The sequence below is a fragment of the Microbacterium sp. K24 genome (assembly GCF_004794465.1).
GTDB lineage: Bacteria > Actinomycetota > Actinomycetes > Actinomycetales > Microbacteriaceae > Microbacterium.
Genome location: NZ_SSDJ01000117.1, coordinates 1 through 19,523, shown reverse-complemented (window position 1 = coordinate 19,523; position 19,523 = coordinate 1). Strand labels below are relative to the sequence as shown.

At 69.7% G+C, this 19,523-nt stretch carries 18 protein-coding genes; 9 read left to right on the top strand and 9 right to left on the bottom strand.

Annotated features, from left to right (window positions below):
- On the top strand, positions 1-1,749 hold a 1,749-nt coding region (locus tag DW306_RS11390), incomplete at its 5' end, for a DEAD/DEAH box helicase (protein WP_136055711.1).
- A 156-nt stretch (positions 1,750-1,905) separates the two neighbouring features.
- Here the strand turns inward: DW306_RS11390 and DW306_RS11385 are convergent.
- From DW306_RS11385 to DW306_RS11350, 9 genes are all read right to left on the bottom strand, one after another.
- Positions 1,906-2,445, bottom strand: a complete 540-nt coding sequence (locus tag DW306_RS11385; RefSeq protein ID WP_136055710.1) for a YaeQ family protein — start codon at positions 2,443-2,445, stop codon at positions 1,906-1,908.
- Between the two features lie 37 nt (positions 2,446-2,482).
- Positions 2,483-3,601 (bottom strand): Rv2578c family radical SAM protein, encoded by a 1,119-nt coding sequence (locus DW306_RS11380; protein WP_136055709.1) that lies wholly within the window; start codon positions 3,599-3,601, stop codon positions 2,483-2,485.
- Positions 3,602-3,655: 54 nt separating this feature from the next.
- A complete protein-coding gene (locus DW306_RS11375; protein WP_205814156.1) occupies positions 3,656-4,204 on the bottom strand; it encodes a DUF2716 domain-containing protein in 549 nt (182 codons plus the stop codon).
- A gap of 36 nt (positions 4,205-4,240) precedes the next feature.
- Entirely contained in the window at positions 4,241-6,385 is a 2,145-nt protein-coding gene (locus DW306_RS11370; protein ID WP_136055708.1) for a right-handed parallel beta-helix repeat-containing protein, read from the bottom strand.
- A gap of 4 nt (positions 6,386-6,389) precedes the next feature.
- Positions 6,390-7,217 (bottom strand): carbohydrate ABC transporter permease, encoded by an 828-nt coding sequence (locus DW306_RS11365; RefSeq protein ID WP_136055707.1) that lies wholly within the window; start codon positions 7,215-7,217, stop codon positions 6,390-6,392.
- The gene (locus tag DW306_RS11360; RefSeq protein ID WP_205814155.1) at positions 7,217-8,197 is read right to left on the bottom strand and encodes a sugar ABC transporter permease; all 981 of its coding nucleotides are present in this window, start codon (positions 8,195-8,197) and stop codon (positions 7,217-7,219) included. Before DW306_RS11360 ends, DW306_RS11365 begins: the two co-directional genes overlap by 1 nt.
- 4 nt (positions 8,198-8,201) lie before the next feature.
- On the bottom strand, positions 8,202-8,633 hold the full coding sequence (locus DW306_RS21510; RefSeq protein ID WP_205814154.1) for a hypothetical protein: 432 nt from the start codon (positions 8,631-8,633) through the stop codon (positions 8,202-8,204).
- Positions 8,630-9,463, bottom strand: a complete 834-nt coding sequence (locus DW306_RS11355) for an extracellular solute-binding protein (RefSeq protein ID WP_205814153.1) — start codon at positions 9,461-9,463, stop codon at positions 8,630-8,632. Before DW306_RS11355 ends, DW306_RS21510 begins: the two co-directional genes overlap by 4 nt.
- A 156-nt stretch (positions 9,464-9,619) precedes the next feature.
- Positions 9,620-10,366: a FadR/GntR family transcriptional regulator gene (locus tag DW306_RS11350; protein WP_136055706.1), complete on the bottom strand. Its 747-nt coding sequence runs from the start codon at positions 10,364-10,366 to the stop codon at positions 9,620-9,622.
- Between the two features lie 111 nt (positions 10,367-10,477).
- On the opposite strand from DW306_RS11350, the gene DW306_RS11345 reads away from it, so the two are divergent.
- The 8 genes from DW306_RS11345 to DW306_RS11310 form a co-directional block, all read left to right on the top strand.
- On the top strand, positions 10,478-11,632 hold the full coding sequence (locus DW306_RS11345) for a mandelate racemase/muconate lactonizing enzyme family protein (protein ID WP_136055705.1): 1,155 nt from the start codon (positions 10,478-10,480) through the stop codon (positions 11,630-11,632).
- Entirely contained in the window at positions 11,632-12,588 is a 957-nt protein-coding gene (locus DW306_RS21505) for an MBL fold metallo-hydrolase (RefSeq protein ID WP_136055704.1), read from the top strand. Before DW306_RS11345 ends, DW306_RS21505 begins: the two co-directional genes overlap by 1 nt.
- Positions 12,585-13,649 (top strand): Gfo/Idh/MocA family oxidoreductase, encoded by a 1,065-nt coding sequence (locus tag DW306_RS21500; RefSeq protein WP_205814152.1) that lies wholly within the window; start codon positions 12,585-12,587, stop codon positions 13,647-13,649. Before DW306_RS21505 ends, DW306_RS21500 begins: the two co-directional genes overlap by 4 nt.
- A gap of 25 nt (positions 13,650-13,674) precedes the next feature.
- Positions 13,675-14,901: a CoA transferase gene (locus DW306_RS11330; protein WP_136055702.1), complete on the top strand. Its 1,227-nt coding sequence runs from the start codon at positions 13,675-13,677 to the stop codon at positions 14,899-14,901.
- Complete coding sequence (locus DW306_RS11325) at positions 14,901-16,022, top strand: extracellular solute-binding protein (RefSeq protein ID WP_136055701.1); 1,122 nt, start codon at positions 14,901-14,903, stop codon at positions 16,020-16,022. The genes DW306_RS11330 and DW306_RS11325 overlap by 1 nt, the downstream gene beginning before the upstream one ends.
- A complete protein-coding gene (locus DW306_RS11320; protein ID WP_136055700.1) occupies positions 16,019-16,789 on the top strand; it encodes an enoyl-CoA hydratase/isomerase family protein in 771 nt (256 codons plus the stop codon). Before DW306_RS11325 ends, DW306_RS11320 begins: the two co-directional genes overlap by 4 nt.
- A 51-nt stretch (positions 16,790-16,840) precedes the next feature.
- A complete protein-coding gene (locus DW306_RS11315) occupies positions 16,841-18,019 on the top strand; it encodes a fumarylacetoacetate hydrolase family protein (protein ID WP_136055699.1) in 1,179 nt (392 codons plus the stop codon).
- The coding region (locus tag DW306_RS11310; RefSeq protein WP_136055698.1) for an aldehyde dehydrogenase (NADP(+)) at positions 18,016-19,523 on the top strand (1,508 nt) is incomplete at its 3' end. The genes DW306_RS11315 and DW306_RS11310, both read left to right, overlap by 4 nt.

Here is a 19,523-nt window from a genome sequence, read left to right as displayed (position 1 = left end):
CGCCCCACCGGTCCCGGCACGTACCGCGACGAGCGGGGCGGCCAGCGGTTCGACCGCGACGAGCGTCCGCGCCGCGACGACCGCGGCGCGGGAACGCAGCGTCAGGGCTTCCGCGACAACGATCACCGCGATGGCGGACGTCCGGTCCGCGACGACCGTCGAGGCCAGCGCCCCACCGGTCCCGGCAGCTACCGCGACGAGCGGGGCGGGCAGCGGTTCGACCGCGATGAGCGCCCGCGCCGTGACGACGAGCGTCCGGCCCGCTCCTTCGACGCCGACCGTGCGCGTCGTGCGTTCGACCGCGACCGCACCCAGCGTTCGTTCGAGGGTGGTCGCGATCAGCGGTCCCGTCCGTCGACCGGTGGCGCCTACCGCACCGAGCGTGCGCGTACGCTGACCTCCGACACCCGGGGGCGTCCGGCGCGCAACGAGCGTCCGAGCCGCAACGACTGGAATGCGACGAGCCGTCCCGAGTCGACCGGCGCGAAGTTCGCACCGGGCGAAGACGTCGTGCACGAGCGTCTCGAGGCGAAGTCCGTCGCGGCCGTCGAGGTCGATGGCGTGACCTTCGGCGACCTCGGTCTCGGCTCGAACATCGTCGAGACGCTCGCCGGACTCGGCGCGGCATCGCCGTTCGCCATCCAGGCCGCCAGCATCCCGGCTGTGCTCGAGGGCCGCGACGTCCTCGCCCGCGGCCGCACCGGCTCCGGCAAGACCATCGCCTTCGGTGCGCCGCTCGTCGAGCGCGTGCTGCAGTCGCAGGCCGGCAAGCGCCGCGAGTTCGGACGGTCGCCGCGCGCGATCATCCTCGCCCCGACGCGCGAGCTCGCGCTGCAGATCGACCGCACGATCCAGCCGATCGCCCGCAGCGTCGGCCTCTTCACGACGCAGATCTACGGCGGCGTGCCGCAGGGCCGTCAGGTCGGTGCGCTCAAGAAGGGCGTCGACATCGTCATCGGCACGCCCGGTCGCGTCGAGGACCTGATCAACCAGGGCAAGCTCGACCTCTCGGACTGCCGCATCGCGGTGCTCGACGAGGCCGACCACATGTGCGAGCTCGGGTTCGTCGAGCCCGTGCAGCGGATCCTGCGTCACACGGCCGACGGCAGCCAGAAGCTGCTGTTCTCGGCGACGCTCGACCGCGAGGTCGCCGCTCTCGTCGACGAGTTCCTCATCGACCCGGCCGTCTTCGAGGTCGCCGGCGAAGACCAGGGATCCAGCCAGATCGAGCACCGCGTGCTCGTGATCGAGCACCGCGACAAGGCCGACATCCTCACGTCGCTCGTCGACCGCGCCGGCAAGACCCTCGTCTTCGCCCGCACGCGCGCCTACGCCGACATGCTGGCCGAGCAGTTCGACGATGCCGGCATCCCGGCCGTCTCGCTGCACGGCGACCTGAACCAGGCCAAGCGCACACGCAACCTGGAGCGCTTGACCTCGGGTCGCGTGAACGTGCTCGTCGCCACGGATGTCGCCGCCCGCGGCATCCACGTCGACGACATCGACCTGGTCGTGCAGGCCGACGCTCCCGACGAGTACAAGACGTACCTGCACCGTTCCGGCCGCACCGGTCGCGCCGGTCGTTCGGGTCGTGTCGTCACGCTGATCACGCGTCAGCGCCAGCGCCGCATGACCGAGCTGCTCGACCGGGCCGAGATCGACGCCCCGTTCGAGAACGCGCGTCTCGATGACGACATCATCGAGGAGATCGCCGGTCGCGTGCCGACCGCGGCCGCCCTCACGAGCTGATTCGCCCCGCGAGAGGCCCCGTCACCGCTTCGGCGGGGCGGGGCCTCTGTCGGTGCGCGTGGCGGAGGGGATCGGCAATGCGGAGGACGAATTCGGCGATACGGCCCCTCCGGAGCGCCGATCTCCTCCGAAGCGCCTGCGCAGGGCGACCGGGGATCAGGCGAGTTCGTGCTCGTGGATGCTCGAGGTGAGGCTCGTGCCGTTGAGGTCGAGGTACGCGACCTGCTCGGTGACCGTCAGTGTGAGGGTGTTGCGGCGCTCGATCAGTGCGGCGGCCGCGTCGATGAAGCCCGGGTCGAAGCTGTACACGCGGATCGCGTCCGATCGGTGGATCTTCTTCCCCGCCCACGGCGCCATGACCTTCGCCGGATCGCGGTGGGTGTAGACGACCGTGCGCTCGGCGAGGCGGCTGCCGTAGTGCAGGCGCTCGGCATCCGGAGCGCCGATCTCGATCCAGGCCATGATCGCCCCGGTCATGTCGCGCACGATCACGGCGGGCTCCTCCGTCGAGGAGATGCCGTCGCCGAACGCGATCCCCTCCGCGTGCTCGAGCCCGTGAGCCAGCACGCGGGTGATCATGTAGGCGTCGGTCTCGGACGGATGCCGCGCGACGCGCAGCGCGTAGTCCTCGTAGACGCCCCGGTCGGTGTCGGCCAGCTGGACGTCGAACGTGTGCATTGTGGAGCCGATAGCCATAACTGTCGAGCCTACGGGGCTTCGGCTCGGCCGCTCGTCAGAAGAGCATCGGCTGCGCGGGGGGTGCCGAGCTCGAACCCGTCGTCCGGAACGTGACGGGCGCGCTCGGGCGCCCCGTGCTCTGCACGGCTCCTTGGCGCCAGATCGACTCGACGTGCCCCTGACCGGGACGGACTCCGCGCTGCGGGTAGTCGTCTTCATGCCGGCCATCGAGCCCGTGCATGCGGATCAGCGGTCGAGCGCGCTTGGCGAGCCACTGCCGGTAGGCCTTCGGAGCCTCGGCGGAGGCGCCCGGATACAGTCCGCGGTACGACGACACGAGATCGGGGCGGGCCTTCTCGAGCCACTGGAAGAACCACGACTTCACACCGGGGCGCAGGTGCAGCGCGCCGTAGATCACGGTGCGCGCACCGGTCGCCTTGATGCGCGTGAGGGCGTCGTCGATGGCCGCGACCGAGTCGGTCATGTGCGGCATGATCGGCATCAGGAAGACCGTCACCCGGAACCCGGCATCCGCCAGAGCGCGCACGGTGTCGAGCCGCGCCTGGGTCGTCGGGGCCCCGGGCTCGATCGACTTCTGCAGCTCGTCGTCGTACATCGCGATCGACATCTGCACGTCGACCGGAACGCGCTCGGCGGCCTTCACGAGCAGCGGGATGTCGCGCCGGATCAGCGTGCCCTTCGTGAGGATCGACAGGGGAGTGCCGGATGCCGCGAGCGCCTCGATGATCCCCGGCATCAGCTTGTAACGCCCCTCGGCACGCTGGTACGGATCGGTGTTGGTGCCGAGCGCGACGGTCTCGTGCTGCCAGCTGCCCTTGCGCAGCTCCTTCTCGAGCACGTCCACCACGTTGACCTTGACGACGATCTGCGAATCGAAGTCGGCCCCTCCGTCGAGGTCGAGGTACTCGTGGGTGCCCCGGGCGAAGCAGTACAGGCAGGCATGCGAACATCCCCGGTAGGGGTTGATCGTCCACGCGAAGGGCATGCGCGAGGCCCCGGGAACATGATTCAGTGCGGACTTCGACAGCACCTCGTGGAACGTCATGCCGGCGAACTCGGGAGTGGTCACCGACCGCAGCACGCTCGACCGGTCTTCGAGACCGGGGAGTGCCGCGGCATCCGTCTCTCCGAGTTTCTGTCCCTGCCAGCGCATGCTTCATTCGAACATGCGAACGAACTTAACGCAAGCGAGATTCGAAGAAAAGGACTATCTCCGGCGCCCCTCGGTGGATTCACCGTTCACGCGAACAACAGGCAACCACAGGGCCAAGGACTTCCCCAGCGTGTCGATGAGTCGATCGCCCATCACGCAGAGCGTCTGCTCCCAGGGGTGCCCGAACGTCCCCTCCGTCATGTCCGGACTCAAGAAGGCGAAGTAGTCCCCGTCGGGGAACACGGTCGGCTGGGCGCGCTGCACGTCGTCCCACTGAGCGGGAGCGTCATCGAGCCTCGGATCGAACCACCATGCCGTGTGCTGCCAATCGAGCACCAGCAGTTCGTCGATGTCGGGGAGCGCCCAGACGAAGCAGCGCAGCGCCTCGGCGTTCAGCGCCGCGAACGCCGTGAGCAGGCGCGGCCCGTTCGACACCGAGAGATCGAAAGTGACCGACGGAGTCGGCTCATCGATCGCCGGCCAGCCTTCAGGGTTCACCGACGCGCGGAAATCGAAGGTCTCGTCGAAGCGATCCCAGGCGGTCCCCCGCTCGATCGGCGTCATCGCGCGCCACCCTGGCCGACCTGGTTCGACGATCTCCATCCGGCAACCCTATCCAGTCGCCGACGTCTCGAAAGCCTAGCCCTGCGTCGGGAGGAACGGGTCCACCAGCGTCGGCGATGCCAGCGGATGCCGACGCTCGGCGACCGGCCGCGGTCCGGCTCCGCGCACGTCCGGCACCCGGATCCCGAGCAATTCGGCCGGCGACCCCTCGCGCACCCGCAGGTCGCGACCCTCGACATCCTTGAAGAGCGGATCGGCTGTGACCGAGTGCCGGTCGTGACCGCGCCGCGCCCATTCGTCGTCGAGCGGCTCGACGATGTCGAAACCCACCCGCCCATCGGCGCCCGTCTCCCGCGTGGCGTTCGCCGCCCGGGACGCGCCGACGATCGGCTCCGCGTCCCAGAACAGATTGAGGTCGCTGTCGATCCCGAAGCCTCGGATGTCACGGTGATCCGGATACCCGACGAAGGCGGGCATGCCGTCGCCGACGACGATGTTGCGGTGGAACGTGAACGAGACGTGGTCCTCGGGACGCGTGAGCGAGATCTGCCCGTTGCGGCCGAAGGCCCAGACGTTGTCGCGGATGATCACCTCGCGCCCGTAGTGCTGGTGGTATGCCTGGCTCGACACGTCGTACACGACGTTCTGCTCGATGACGACGTGCGAGGATCCCTCGTCGAGGTAGATGCCCCACCCGCCGTAGTTCGCGCACTCCACGTCATGGATGCGGTTGCCGCGGATGACGGTGCCCGGCGCGATCCCCAGCAGGTACACGCCGCCCATGTCGTTGAGCAGTCCGCCGCCCAGGTGGTGGATGTGGTTGCCCTCGATGCGGTTGCCCTCGGAGGGGCTGTGCAGGTAGTCCCACATCCAGCCGACCGAGATGCCCGAGTAGAGGAACTCGCGGATCTCGTTGTGCGCGATGACGTTGTGCGACCCGTGCTGGAACAGCACCGCGACGGCGTTCGGGTAGACCTGTCCGCCGCGCTCGATCAGGCAGTCGGACACCTCGTTGGCCTGGTTGTAGTCGGCGGCCAGCGCATCGATCCCGCCGCCGGAGCCCACGGCCCCCGCACCGAGATCGCGGAACTCGACGCCGCTGATCAGCGCGCCACGGGTTCCGGGACCGAGGCTGACGCCGTACCCGCCGACCCGCTCGATCGCTCCGCCGACCATGGCGCAGGAGCGCGCGAAGGAGAACCGAAGGGCACCGGGCACGCTGCTCGCCGCCTGCACGTCGGCCGCGTAGCGTCCGTCCACCGGAAGCTGCGGGTCCTCCCGCACCCCGAACGGCGGGACGGCGGCGGGCACCGTATCGAAGTCGGCCTCCGCGAACCGGATGCCCTCCAAGCGCACCTCGCGCACGGGCGCCTCGGCGGTGCCGTCGAGGGTGACGAAGGCCTCGGCCACCGGCATCCGCACGTCGAGGTCGGCGATGTCGACCCCTGGCGCGGGCAGGTACAGCACATGGGGGCCGGATGCTCCGATCAGCTCGCCGGTCGCGTCGAGGTACCATTCGCCGGCGACCTCGCCGAAGCTCTCGGCGACGTTGTCGAGGTAGTAGCGCGCGAAGAGGGCGGCGGCGTCGTCGCGCAGGGCGAAGATGCTGCGCAGCGAGCTCGTGATCGTGCGGGTCTCGCGGTCGATCGCGGTGATCGGCATCCGCTCCTGCACCCAGTAGTGCGGCACGACGATCTCGACCGCATGCTCTTGGGCGAGAGCGGGGATGTCGCCGTCGGCGAAGCGGAAGGATGCCGCACCGTCGAACAGCGTGCCGACGAAGCTGCCGGCCGGGTCGAGCCCGGTCTGCTCCTCGACGCGCAGGAATCCGTCGCGCGGGTGGCGGGGGCGAGCGGCGGCGACGCCGTCGACGTACAGGCGGCGGGCGACCGAGCGGGGGGAGGGGGCAGCGAACGCCTCCACGCCGTTGATCGTCACGGGGCGCCATCCGGCGATCCGCACCGATCCGCGCAGCACGGGCGGGTTCGAGGGATCCGCCGCGACCACCGAGGTGAACGAGTCCTCCGCGGTGAACGACACCGGGGCCGCGTGGGCGTACTCACCACCCGCCATCCAGATCACGGCCCGCTGACCCGGCTCTCGCCGCTTGCGGACGAGCGCCAGTGCGTGCGCGAGGTCGTTCGCGGGATAGCCGTGCGAGCCGTCGGCGTAGGGCGATCCGTCCGGAGCGGCGTACACCTCGATCCGGTCCGTGCTCATGGGATCAGCCCTTCGTGGCGCCGGCGGTGACTCCGGCCGAGATCTGCCGCTGGAAGATCAGGTACACCACGATGATCGGCAGCACCGCGAGCAGCACGCCGGCGATGTACGTCGGCACGTTGTCGGGGTACTGGCCGCGCAGTGCGCTCACGCCGACCATGACCGTGCGGTTCTGCGGCGACTGCATGATCAGCAGCGCGATGAGGATGTCGTTCCACACGAACAGCGCGTTCAGGATGCCCATCGAGATCAGGGCGGGCTTGCCGACCGGGATCATGATGCGCGCCCACACGCCGAACAGGCCGTTGCCGTCGACGCGGGCGGCCTCGGTGAGCTCCTTCGGGATGCCCGAGTAGTAGGAGGTCATGAAGAACACCGTGAACGGCAGGAACTGCGCGACGTACGCGATGATCAGCCCGGGGAACGAGTTGATCAGCCCCATGTCGCTGAGCACCTTGATGGTCGGGACCATGATCACCTGGAACGGGATCATCATCATCGCCAGGATGATGAGGAACGCGATCTTGCTGCCGCGGAACGTCAGGTGGCTGAGCGCGTAACCGCACATCGAGGCGAGCACGAGCAGGATCGCGACCGAGAACACGGTCACGATGATCGTGTTCATGAAGTAGCGGCCCATGTCGGCGTTGGTCCACGCGTCGATGAAGTTCTGCACGTTGAACGTCTGGGTCACGCCCAGGCGGTCGAGCACGTAGTCCTTGCGGGTCTTGAGCGAGATGTTCAGCCCGTAGAGCATGGGGGCGATGGTGGCGATGGCCAGCAGCATCATGGGGATGGCGATGAGCCACCTGCCCAGGCGTTCGCGGCGCATCAGGCCTCCTTCGTGGCGCGGCGGAGCACGCGGATCTGGATCAGCCCGATCACGAGCACGATGAGCAGCAGGAAGACGGATGCCGCCGACGCGAGCGCCGGTCGTGCCTCGCCGTTGAGCTTCCAGATGAGGAACTCGGGCAGATAGCTCGCCGCTCCGGGGCCTCCGGCGGTCATCGTGTAGAGGAGACCGAAGAGGCCCGTCAGCATGCCGATCGTGGTCGTGACGAACACGAACTGGATGGTCTGGCTGAGGCTCGGGATGATGACGTGCACGATCTGCTGCCACAGATTCGCGCCGTCGATCTTGGCCGCGTCGAGCAGCTCGGCGTCGAGGGTCGCGAAGCCGGCGAGGAAGATCGTGAACGCCATGCCGAACGTGGCCCAGATGTGCACGACGAGCACGGAGGGGAGCGCGGTGCCCGGCAGTCCGAGGAAGTCGATGCTCGGGATGTTCACCGCGCCGAGAGCGCCGTTGATCGGACCGTTGGCGGCGAGCAGGATGTTGAAGATCGCGCCGATGATGATCGGCGACAGCACCACCGGCAGGAAGTACACGCTGCGGTAGAAGCGGTGGCCGGGCACCTTGAGGAAGACGAAGGTCGCGAGGATGCCGGCGACGAAGACCTGGATCGGCACGAACAGCAGCACGACCAGCACGTTGCGGGCGGACGCCTGGAAGCGTGCGTCTCCGAGGAGGGTGAAGTAGTTGTCCAGTCCGATGAACTGGCCGTTGAGCTCCCGATCGCCGGTGAACGAGTAGTTCACGCCGAGCAGGAGCGGGTACAGCCGGAAGACGGCGAGGATCGCGATGACCGGCAGCACCATGAGGTAGGGCGCGAGGCGCTCGGACGTCCACGGCTTCTTGCGCAGCGGCACGCCCAGATCGGAGCGAACGCGCGCGCGGCGGGTGCGGCCGCGGCCCGGAGCCCTGTTCTCGAGAACAAGGCTCCGGGTCGAGGTGGTGTCGGTCGTCGACAAGGGATCAGCCCTCCGACGCTGCCAGCTGGGCTGCGGCGTCCTGCACGGTGACCTCGCCGCCGAGCAGCTGCTGGCCGAGGCGGTGCAGCAGATCGAGCGTGTCGGCCTCGAGGGCGGTGTGCAGCAGCGGCTTGCTGCCGGAGAGCTCGCCGACGATGTCGTTCGCCGACGCGATGTCGGTGTCGAGCTCGATGGTCGTGTCGGACGTGATCTGGCCGCCCGCGAGCGAGTATGCCGCGAGCGCGTCGTGGTCGACCGTCGCCTTGATCCAGTCGACGCCGAGCTCCTTCTTGTCCTCGTTCAGCACGCCGTAGCCGATGCCGCCCTCGGCGGGAAGCGCCAGGGTGGTGCCGTCGTTGGTCGTGACCGGCATCATGAACCCGAGGTCGTCGCCGAGGAACTCGTCGAACTGCTTCCAGTGCGCCGTGCCGCTCATGAGGCCCACGCCATGGCGGACTTGCCGCCGGAGAACAGGTCGAACGAGTCGTTGAACATCGCGGTGGAGTTGGCGCCCTCGTTGTACCAGCCGTTGGCCGCGGAGTCCGCCCACATCTGCAGGACCTGCGTGGCGTGCTCGCTGGTCCAGTCGCGGTCGCCGTCGATCCAGGCGTCGTACTCCTCGGGCGTGAAGATGCCCGAGGCGAAGCCGGAGAGGAAGAACTCGATGCCGAGGCCCTCCTTGTTGCCGAGCGCGAAGCACGAGGCGTCGGTCTTCTCGGTGATGGCGGTGCAGGCTTCGGCGAGCTCGTCCCAGGTCGTGGGCGGGTTGTCGGCGTCGAGACCGGCGGCGGTGAACAGCGCCTTGTTGTAGTAGATCGGGAAGCCCTGCAGGAACATCGGCGCCGAGTAGGTCTCGCCGTCGGCCTGGAAGGCCGGCCAGCCGGCGAGGGTGTCCTCGAGGTCGGCGAGCTCGTCGGTGAGGGGCACGAGGGTGTCGGCGCGGCTCTTCAGCTGCGTCCCGCCGTTGAAGAGGGCGAGGTCCGGTCCGGTGCCGGCCTCGACCGCGCTGCCGAGCAGCGTGTAGTACTGGTCGAACGGCTGGTTGACGATCTCGACCTCGACGTCGGGGTGCTTCTCCGCGAAGGCGGCCTTGACGTCTTCCGTGTACGCGGCTGCGGCCTCGTCGGCGTCGCCCCAGTTCCAGACGACCAGCTTGTCGTCGGTGCCCGAGCCTTCGGTGGAACCGTTCGGCGATGCACCTCCGCAGCCGGTGAGTGCAAGCGCCGCCACACCGATGGCGGCGGGGATGGCAATCCTTCGCTTCATTGCGGATCCTCTCAACGTTGATGAAGAAGTGTGCTGCAGGACCTCAGGGTGCAGGCCTCTGATGGGAAACATACTACGTCTTACGAAAACGAGCAAGCAAAGGTCACATGACTGATGTTCAACCGTGATGAGGGGGAGGAGGGGATGCCGCGGCGTTCAGGAGCGCTTGTCGGACGGCAGTCGCCGCCGCGACCACGAGCCGAGGATGTGCGCGCTCATCGCGATGCGCGCGCCCTCCGCATCGCCGGCCGAGATCGTCTCGACGATCTTCTCGTGCTCGGCGAGAGTGAGCTCGAACGCGTGCGCCGGGTCGACGCCGGTGAAGCGGTCGCTGCCGACCGCGTGCGCGATCAGCACCCGGGCGATGTTCTCGGCGAGGGCGTTGTCGGCGAGTTCCATGACGGCGGTGTGGAACCGGATGTCGGCCTCACGGAACGCCGCGGAGTCCTCCACGTGCTCGGCCATCGCGGCCAGGCTCTCCTGCAGGCGGGCGCGGGCGTCGTCGTCGACGGCGGTCGCGGCAGAAGCCGCCATCGCCGCCTCGAGTGCAGCGCGCACGACGCTCAGATCGTCGAGCACTCCGAGGGTCGAGTCGTTGGTGATCATGGTCGACAGCACCAGCGGGTCGAGCACGTTCCAGCTCGTCGACGGGTTCACGTGCGTGCCGCGGCCCTGGGCCACCGTCACCATGCCCTTCTCCTGCAGACGCTTCATGGTCTCGCGGATCACCGTGCGGCTGACTCCGAACTGCACGCTGATGATGCTCTCCGGCGGCAGCAGATCTCCGGGCCCGAACTCACCCGTCACGATCGACTGGACCAGCTCCTTCAGCACCGTCGCGCCGATGCGGTCGATCGGGGTGCGTGCGCGACCGGCGGTGGCGGCGTCTGCGGGCAGAGTCATGCCAGACACTCTATTCACGTCGTCGCCCGCCCGTCACGGGACACTCGCGAAACCCCAGACATATGATGTATGGTGTTTAGTACTGCTCGATCTCTCACACTCAAGGGCGACATGAAGATCACCGGGTACCGCACACTGCGCACCGTCCACGACTGGGGACGGCCCGTCGGCGACGTCAACGGATTCATCGCATCCGGCGTCACCGACGTGCCCCTGGTGATCCTCGAGACCGACGAAGGCGTCGAGGGCGTCGGCATGGGATCGCACGCCGACCTCGACCGTCTATTCCCAGCCATCGAGGGCCAGGACCCCCGGGCCGTGACGACCCTCTACGACGCGATGCTCGCACGGGTCTTCAAGTCGTCGCACGGCGGCGCGACCTTCGGCGGCATCGGCACGTTCGACACCGCGCTCTGGGACATCAAGGCCAAGCTCGCCGGAGAACCGCTCTGGCGACTGCTCGGCGCGGGCGACCGGTTCGTGCCGGGCTACGCCTCCGGTCTCGACGCCGCGCTGACCGACGAGCAGCTCGTCGACCTCTACCGTCGCTTCGCCGACCGCGGCTACACCGCCGCCAAGCTCAAGGGCGGCCGCAACGTCGAGGCGGATCTGCGCCGATTCGGCATCCTCACCGACCTCCTCTCGGTAAACGGCGCGGCGCCCGCGCTCATGCTCGATGCGAACGAGTCGTGGAACCTCAAGCAGGCCGTGCGCCACGTGAGCGCCCTCGAAGAGCATCTCGACCTCACCTGGGTCGAGGAGCCGCTCCGCCGGTGGGATGCCGCGGGCCACGCCCGACTGAGCGCCGCCATCAAGGCCTCGGTCGCGACCGGAGAGAACCTCACCGGCCTCGAGCAGTACCGCCCGCTGCTGGATGCCGGCGGCGCCGACATCGTGCAGGCCGGAGCGGTCTGGGGCATCACGCACTTCCTCCGCGTCGCCATCGCCGCGCACAGCCGTGACCTGCCGGTGAGCCCGGTCGGTCTCACCGCGAACCACACGGTCACCGCTGCGGCGGCCGCCGTGCCGAACCACCTCTCCGCCGAGGTGCAGGATCTCGGATCCCCGTTCGGGCTCACGCTCGACCAGTCCTTCGAGAACGGCGGCATCGTGCTGGGCGACCGACCCGGGGTCGGCATCCAGGTCGACGAGGCCGCCATCGTCCGGGCGCGCAGCGACGCCGACTGGCAGGAGCCCGCCGGTCCGCACGTGCGCTCGCCGCGTGCCGGACTGCGTCTGGTCGACAACGGCGCCTGGGGCGAGTGATGCAACTCCGCCCCGGCATCCACCGGATCCCGGCGCCGCTCGGCGAGCGCTTCATCGCGATGTATCTGCTGACCGGTCCCGACGGTGCGCTGCTGTTCGACACCGGCGTTGCCGACTCCGTGCCCGGCACCCTGCTGCCGTACCTCGACGAGATCGGCTTCGACCTCGACGGCATCCGCTGGGTGATCAGCTCGCACTGCGACTTCGACCACACCGGCGGCAACGCGGCGCTCGCCACCGTCGCGCCGCACGCCGAGTTCCTCGCGGGCCGCGCCGATGTGCCGATGACCGAAGACCTCGAGCTGCTCATCTCCGGACGCTACGGCGAGTTCGCCGCCCGCGACCGCTTCGACGACCCGCCCGAGACGACGGCCGAGGTGCGCCGGTCGACGGGCCTGGTCGCCGTGACCCGGGCGCTCGACGGCGGTGAGACCTTCGACCTCGGCGACCGCACGATCGAGGTGCTGTCGGTGCCCGGGCATTCGCCCGGTCACCTCGCGCTGCGGGATGCCGAGAACAGCACGCTCCTCATCTCCGACGCGGCGCTCGGAGAGACCGTGCCGACGGCCGACGGCCGGGCGGCGTTCCCGCCGACCTATCGCGACACGGTCGCCTATGTCGACAGCATCCGTCGCCTCCGCGCGCTCGACGCCGACCTGCTCCTGACCGCGCACTACCCGGTGTACGAGGGGCCGGCGGTCGCCGCGTTCCTCGACGAGTCGCTCGCCTACACCGACCGCGTCGACCGCGTGATCGCAGAGGTGCTGGGTTCGGGGGAGGAGCTGACCTCGCTCGCGCTCATCCGCCGTGCGGCCGCCGATCTCGGACCGTGGCCGGAGGCCGCCGCCGAGTACCTCATCTTCCCGATGACCGGCAACCTCGAACGGCTCGTGCAGCAGGGGCGGGTCGTCGAGGGCGAGAGAGACGGCATCCGCACGTGGCGGTGGGTCGCGTGACGGGCACCGTGACCGGCAGGAAGGTGCGCCTCGGCGCCATCGGCGCCGGATGGTGGGCCACGAGCAACCACTTCCCGCTGTTCGCCGCTCGCGACGACGTCGAACTCGTCGGCGTGTGCGGCAAGGGCGACGGCCTCGAGGCCATCCGTGAGAGGTTCGGCTTCGGGTTCGCGACGGAGGACGCGACGGAACTGCTGGATGCCGACATCGACGCGGTCGTGATCTCGACCCCGCACGATCTGCACCACCCGCTCGCGGCTCAGGCTCTGGAGCGCGGACTGCACGTGCTGTGCGAGAAGCCGATGACGCTGCACGCCGAGGAGGCCTGGGACCTGGCCGCGCGCGCAGAGAAGGCTGGAACGGTCTTCCTCGTGCCCTACGGCTGGAACTACAAGCCGTTCACGGTCTCCGCCAAGCGGATGCTGGAGTCCGGGGCGATCGGCGAGATCCAGTACGCGCTGTGCCACATGGCCTCGCCGACGCGCGGACTGTTCGGCACCGACCCGTCGCACATGCTCGAGCGCTGGAACTCCGACACCGCCCCCGACCCGCGCACGTGGTCGAGCCCGGAGAAGGGCGGCGGCTACGCCCACGGGCAGATCACGCACTCGTCCGCCCTGCTGTTCTGGCTCACGGGCCTGCGCGCCTCCTCGGTCGCGGGGCGCGTGATCACGGCGGGTGCACCGGTCGACCTGTTCGACGCCGGTGTCATCCGCTTCGACAACGGCGCGATCGGCTCGCTGTCCGGCGCCGCCACCCTCGCCGACGGCGACAAGTACCAGGTCGACATCCGCCTGTTCGGCACCGAGGGCGTGCTGATGATCGACGTCGAGCGCGAGCGGGTCACGCTCAGCCGCTACGACGGCCGCCGTGAAGAGGTCGCGATCGCCGAGGGCGAGGGTGAGTACGAATGCCTCGTGCCGCCTGCGCGCTTCATCGAGCTGATCACCGGTGAGAGTCGCGAGAACAACTCCGACGTCACGGTCGCCGCCCGCTCGGTCGAGCTCATCGACGCGCTGCTGCGGTCGTCCGCGGCCGGTGGCGTCGACACGTCCGTCTGAATCCCCCGCACCCCTGAGGTAGGAAATGTCTGAGACCCCGCTCCGCAGCATCCTCGACGGCTATCGCGTCATCGACTGCTCGATCGCGATGGCCGGTCCGTTCGCCGCGCAGCGGCTCGGCGACCTCGGCGCCGATGTGATCAAGGTCGAGCCGACCGCCGGCGAGTGGCAGCGCTTCGCGGCCGCGGGCGGAGCGAAGGGCAACGAGATCAACGTCTCGTTCCTCTCGCTCAACCGCAACAAGCGATCGCTCGCCGTGGACCTGAAGTCGGATGCCGGGCGCGAGGTCGTGCGCGACCTGATCGCCGGCGCCGACGTCTTCCTGCAGAACTATCGTCCGGGCGTCGCCGCGCGCCTCGGTCTCGACTACGAATCGCTCGCCGCGCTCAACCCGTCGCTGGTCTACGTCTCGATGTCGGGCTACGGCGAGGACGGTCCGTACAAGGATCGTCCGGGACAGGACCTCATCCTGCAGGCCATGAGCGGCGCGATGCTGTCGGCCGGACGCGAGGGCGAGCCCCCGTCCCCCGCCGGCCAGTACCTGGCGGATGCCGTGACGGCGTCGACCGCCTTCGAAGCGGTGCTCGCGGCTCTCCTGCACCGCGAGCGCACCGGCGAGGGGCAGCTCGTCACGGTCAACATGCTCGACGCGCTGACCACCCTGCAGATGCAGGAGCTCAGCGTGTACACGGTCGGCGGCGTGCCGCAGAAGCGCGGCGCCGAGCCGAACGCGCACGTGTACATCCGCGCGCCCTACGGCATCTTCGCCACCACCGACGGCTACCTCGCGCTCGGGTTCGCCGACCTGGAGAAGCTCGGCGAGGTGCTGGACGAGCCGTCGTTCCGCGGCCTCGACGCCGAGGAGCACGGGTGGACGCACCGCGACGAGCTCTACGCCACGGTCGCGAAGCACCTGCGCGAGCAGCCGACGCAGCACTGGCTCGACACTCTGCTCCCCGCCGGCATGTGGGTCGGCCCCGTGTACGGCTACGAAGACCTCGTGAACGATCCGCAGATCATCCACAACGGCACCTTCGTCGAGTACGACCACCCGACCGAGGGGCACATCAAGACCCCCGGCTTCCCGTACAGGTTCGCGAAGACGCCGGCCCGTATCGATCGCGGGGCGCCGCTGACCGGCGAGCACACGGCCGAGATCCTGGCCGAGCTCGGGGTCTCGGCGGAGCGCACGCAGGAGCTGCTCGACGCGGGGGCCGTGGCGCAGACGGCCGTGCCGGTCGCGGTGTCGTGATGACCGATTACCTCGGTCTCACCTGGGATCACCCGCGCGGACGCAAAGCCCTCGAGGCGGCATCCGGTGATCTCGGGGACGGCGACACGCTGCGCTGGGAGGTGCAGTCGCTCGAGGGCTTCGAGTCCGCACCCATCGACGAGCTCGCGCGCCGCTACGACCTGCTCGTGCTCGATCACCCGCATCTCGGCGATGCGCGGGTGAGCGACAGCATCCGTCCTCTCGACGAGCTCTTCGACGACGGGCAGCTGCGCGCCTGGTCGGAGGCGGCGGTCGGTCCGAGCATCGCCTCGTACCGCGTGGACGGTCGGCTGTGGGCGCTGCCGCTGGATGCCGCGACGCAGGTCTCGGTGCGACGCCGCGACCTCGTGCTCGACGCGCCGACCACCTGGGACGACGCGCTGGCTCTGGCCGAGCGCGGCCTCGTCGCCACGAGCCTCGCCGGTCCCCATGCGTTCCTGTCGCTGTGCTCGATCGTGGTGTCGCTCGGTGATGCCCCCGGGCGTGGAGGGCCGTTGTTCGATCGCGATATCGCCCTGCGCGGGCTGGATCTGCTGACGCAGCTCTCGGCGGGTGCGCCCGAGGGGACCGCGCTGCTGAACCCGATCGGCCTGCTCGACCGCATGCGGGATCAGGGCGACATCGGGTACATCCCCCTGGTCTACGGCTACGTGAACTACAGCTCGCCGACGATCGCGTTCGGGCCGGCCCCAGCGTTCGAGGGGCGGATCGGCTCGACCATCGGCGGCACCGGCATCGCGGTCACGCGCCGCTCCGAGCCGTCGCCCGCGCTGCTCGCGCATCTGCGGCATCTGCTGAGCCCCGAGGCGCAGACGGGATTCATCCCCCAGCACGACGGGCAGCCCGGGTTGCGCGCCGCGTGGACGGATGCCGCGCTCGACGAGGCCGCACACGGCTTCTACTCGGGCACGCTCTCGACCATCGAAGCGGCGTGGGTGCGGCCTCGGGTCGCCGGGTACATCCCCTTCCAGTCCGCGGCATCCGCTCTCGTGCGTGCGGCGGTCGCCGGGCAACGGTCGCCGGACGAAGTGCTCGACGAGATCGAGGAGCGGTTCGCTCCGCTGCGGACCACCGACCGCCTCGAGGAGGTACGACCGTGACCGAGGAACTCATCGTCGTCGAACGTCAGGGCCACGTCGCGACCGTGCGGCTGAACCGGCCCGAGAAGCTCAACGCCGTCACGCAGGAGATGAGCGACCAGCTCGTGCGCATCGTGCGAGACCTGAACGACGACGCAGAGGTGCGGGCGGTCGTCTACACCGGCACGGGGCGCGCGTTCAGCGCCGGCAGCGACATCTCGACGCTCGACCAGTACGAGACCCCGTGGGAGTTCCGCAACCGGCGCGACTACTGCGACGCGCTGCGCGAACTGCGCATGCCCGTGATCGCCGCGGTCAACGGCTACGCGTTCGGGGGAGGGCTCGAGGCGTCGCTCACCTGCGACATCCGGATCGCCGCCGACACCGCGAGCTTCGCGGCCCCGGAGATCAAGCTCGGCTGGATCGGCGGCGGCGGAATGTCGGTGCTGCTCGCGAACTCGATCGGCGCGAGCAACGCGGCCGTGATGCTGATGACCGGTGATGCGATCGACGCGCAGCGTGCTCTCGCGTGGGGATTGATCAGCGAGGTGGTCCCGGCCGACGGACTCGTCGAGCGCGCGCAGGAGCTGGCCGCGACGATCGCCTCGCGTCCGCCGATCGCCGCCGAGACCGCCAAGGCGAACCTGCGCGCGGCGTTCAACCTGCCCCAGGACCAGGCCATCGCCTATGAGCGCGAGATGCAGGGCATCACCTTCGCCACCGAGGATGCCGCCGAGGGCCGCGCGGCCTTCGCCGAGAAGCGCCCCGGTGTCTTCCACCGGCGCTGATGCACCCAGCCTCACCTGTGCACCAGACTTGTTGAATCACGAGGAGACCCCATGACCGACGCCTTCACCGATGTCCTCCCGACGGATGCCGCCGACGCCCTGCTCGTCGGACGCGTCCAGCTGCCCGAGGGTCCGAGTGTGGTCGTGCTCCGCGACGGCAGGCTGCACGATCTGTCGGCGACCTTTCCGACGACGGCCTCGCTGACCGAGACCGCCGACCCGGCATCCGCCGTTCGTGGCGCCGACGGTCCCGTCATCGACTCGTTCGACGAGGTCTGGGCGAACACCGCCCCCGATACGCGCGACGACGCGCGGCCGTGGCTCCTGTCGCCGATCGACCTGCAGGTCGTCAAAGCGTCGGGGGTCACGTTCCCCGTGTCGATGCTGGAGCGCATCATCGAGGAGAAGGCCCGCGGAGAGGCCGAGTCGGCCGACGGCATCCGCGCCACGATCGTCGACGCGCTGGGCGGCGACATCCGCGACCTGGTCCCCGGCTCGCCCGAGGCCGCGCGCCTCAAACAGGTGCTCATCGCCGCCGGATTGTGGAGTCAATACCTCGAGGTCGGCATCGGGCCGGACGCCGAGATCTTCACCAAGGCCCCCGTGCTGGCGACGGTCGGCGCCGGGTCCGACGTAGGCGTGCTCGCTGAGTCGAAGTGGAACAACCCCGAGCCCGAGGTCGTGCTGGTCGTCTCCTCGAACGGCGACATCGTCGGCGCGACGCTCGGCAACGACGTGAACCTGCGCGACATCGAGGGGCGGTCCGCGTTGCTGCTCGGACGCGCGAAGGACAACAACGCTTCGGCATCCGTCGGTCCGCTCATCCGTCTGTTCGACGAGGGCTTCGGGCTCGACGACGTGCGCTCCGAGACCGTCACGCTCTCGGTCGACGGTGACGACGGCTTCCGCATGGAGGCGTCGTCGCACATGGCGCAGATCAGCCGCGACCCCGCCGACCTCGCCCGGCAGGCGAGCGGCGCCCACCACGCCTACCCCGACGGCTTCGTGCTGTACCTGGGCACGATGTTCGCGCCGACCGACGACCGCGACGAGGTGGGTCACGGATTCACGCACCACCTCGGCGATGTCGTGCGCATCGCCTCGCCGCGCCTCGGCGCGCTGGTGAACCGCGTGCAGCACAGCGAAGACCTCGCGCCGTGGAGCTTCGGCATCGGCGCGCTCTTGACCAACCTCGCTCAGCGGGGACTGCTCGGAAGGACGAGTGCATGACGACTCTCACCACGACCGATCCCCGCACCGGGGAGACCTCCGCGACCGACATCGAACCCACGGATGCCGCGGGCGTCGCAGCGCTGACCGAGGCAGCGGCATCCGCATTCGTCGAACTCCGCTCACGTCCGCGCGCATGGCGGGCGGGCCTGCTGCGTGCGCTCGCCGACGGGCTGGAGGCCGACCGGGAGTCGCTCGTCGAGGCGGCGCTCGCCGAGACCGGGCTCCCCGCGGCCCGGCTGAATGGCGAGCTGTCGCGCAGCGCCTTCCAGTTCCGGCTGTTCGCGGATGCCGTCGACGAGGGCGGCTACCTCGAGGCGGTCATCGACCACGCCGGTGACACCCCGCTCGGCCCCGGTCCCGACGTGCGACGGATGCTCGTGCCGATCGGACCCGTCGCGGTCTTCGGCGCCAGCAACTTCCCGTTCGCGTTCTCGGTCGTCGGGGGCGACACCGCATCGGCGCTCGCCGCGGGCGGACCGGTCGTCATCAAGGCCCACAGCTCGCACCTGCTCACGTCGCAGCTTTCGTTCGCATCGCTGTCGCGCGCGGCATCCGCCTACGGGGCACCGGCCGGAACGCTCGGGATCGTCTATGGCCAGCAGGCCGGAGCGCTGCTCGTCGCCGACCCGCGCATCACGGCGGTCGGCTTCACCGGCTCGCTGTCGACCGGCAAGATCCTGCAGGGGATCATCGACGAGCGCGAGACGCCCATCCCGTTCTACGGCGAGCTGTCGAGCCTCAACCCGCTCGTGATCACGCCGGGCGCGGCGGCCGCGCGCACCGCCGCGATCGGCGAGGGACTCTTCGCCTCGGTGACCGGTTCGGCCGGGCAGCTGTGCACGAAGCCGGGCGTCGCGTTCGTGCCGGTGGGCGCCGAGGGCGACGCACTCGTGGCCGACGTGGTCGCCCGGGCGACGGATGCCGCGGCGCAGACGCTCCTGAACTCCCGCATCCATGGCGCTTTCGACGAGATCCGCACGCGCCTGATCGACGAGGGCGGGGCACGCAGCCTCGTCGCCCCGCGCGCCGGTGACGACGGCTTCTCGCTCACGCCCGCCGTGCTCGAGATCGACGCGAAAGACGTGACGCCGGCCGTGGCGGAGGAGGCCTTCGGTCCGCTCGTCGTGCTGATGCGGTACTCGACGGTCGCCGAGGTGCGCGAGGCGCTGCAGGCGGTTCCGCACTCGCTCACGGCGACGATCCACTCGTCTCCTGACGAGACCGACGTGCGCGGGGAGCTGACGGATGCCGCCCGCGACCTGGTCGGCCGCATCGTCTACGACGGCTACCCGACGGGCGTGCGCGTGTCGTGGGGCATGAACCACGGCGGTCCGTGGCCGGCGACGAACACGCAGCACACCTCGGTCGGGGTCACCGCGATCCGGCGGTTCCTGCGGCCGCTCGCCTGGCAGGACGCCCCGGTCGACGTGCTGCCCGACGAGCTGCGCGACGGCGTGGTCGACCTGCCGCGCCGGGTCGACGGCGTGTTGCGGCTCGCGGG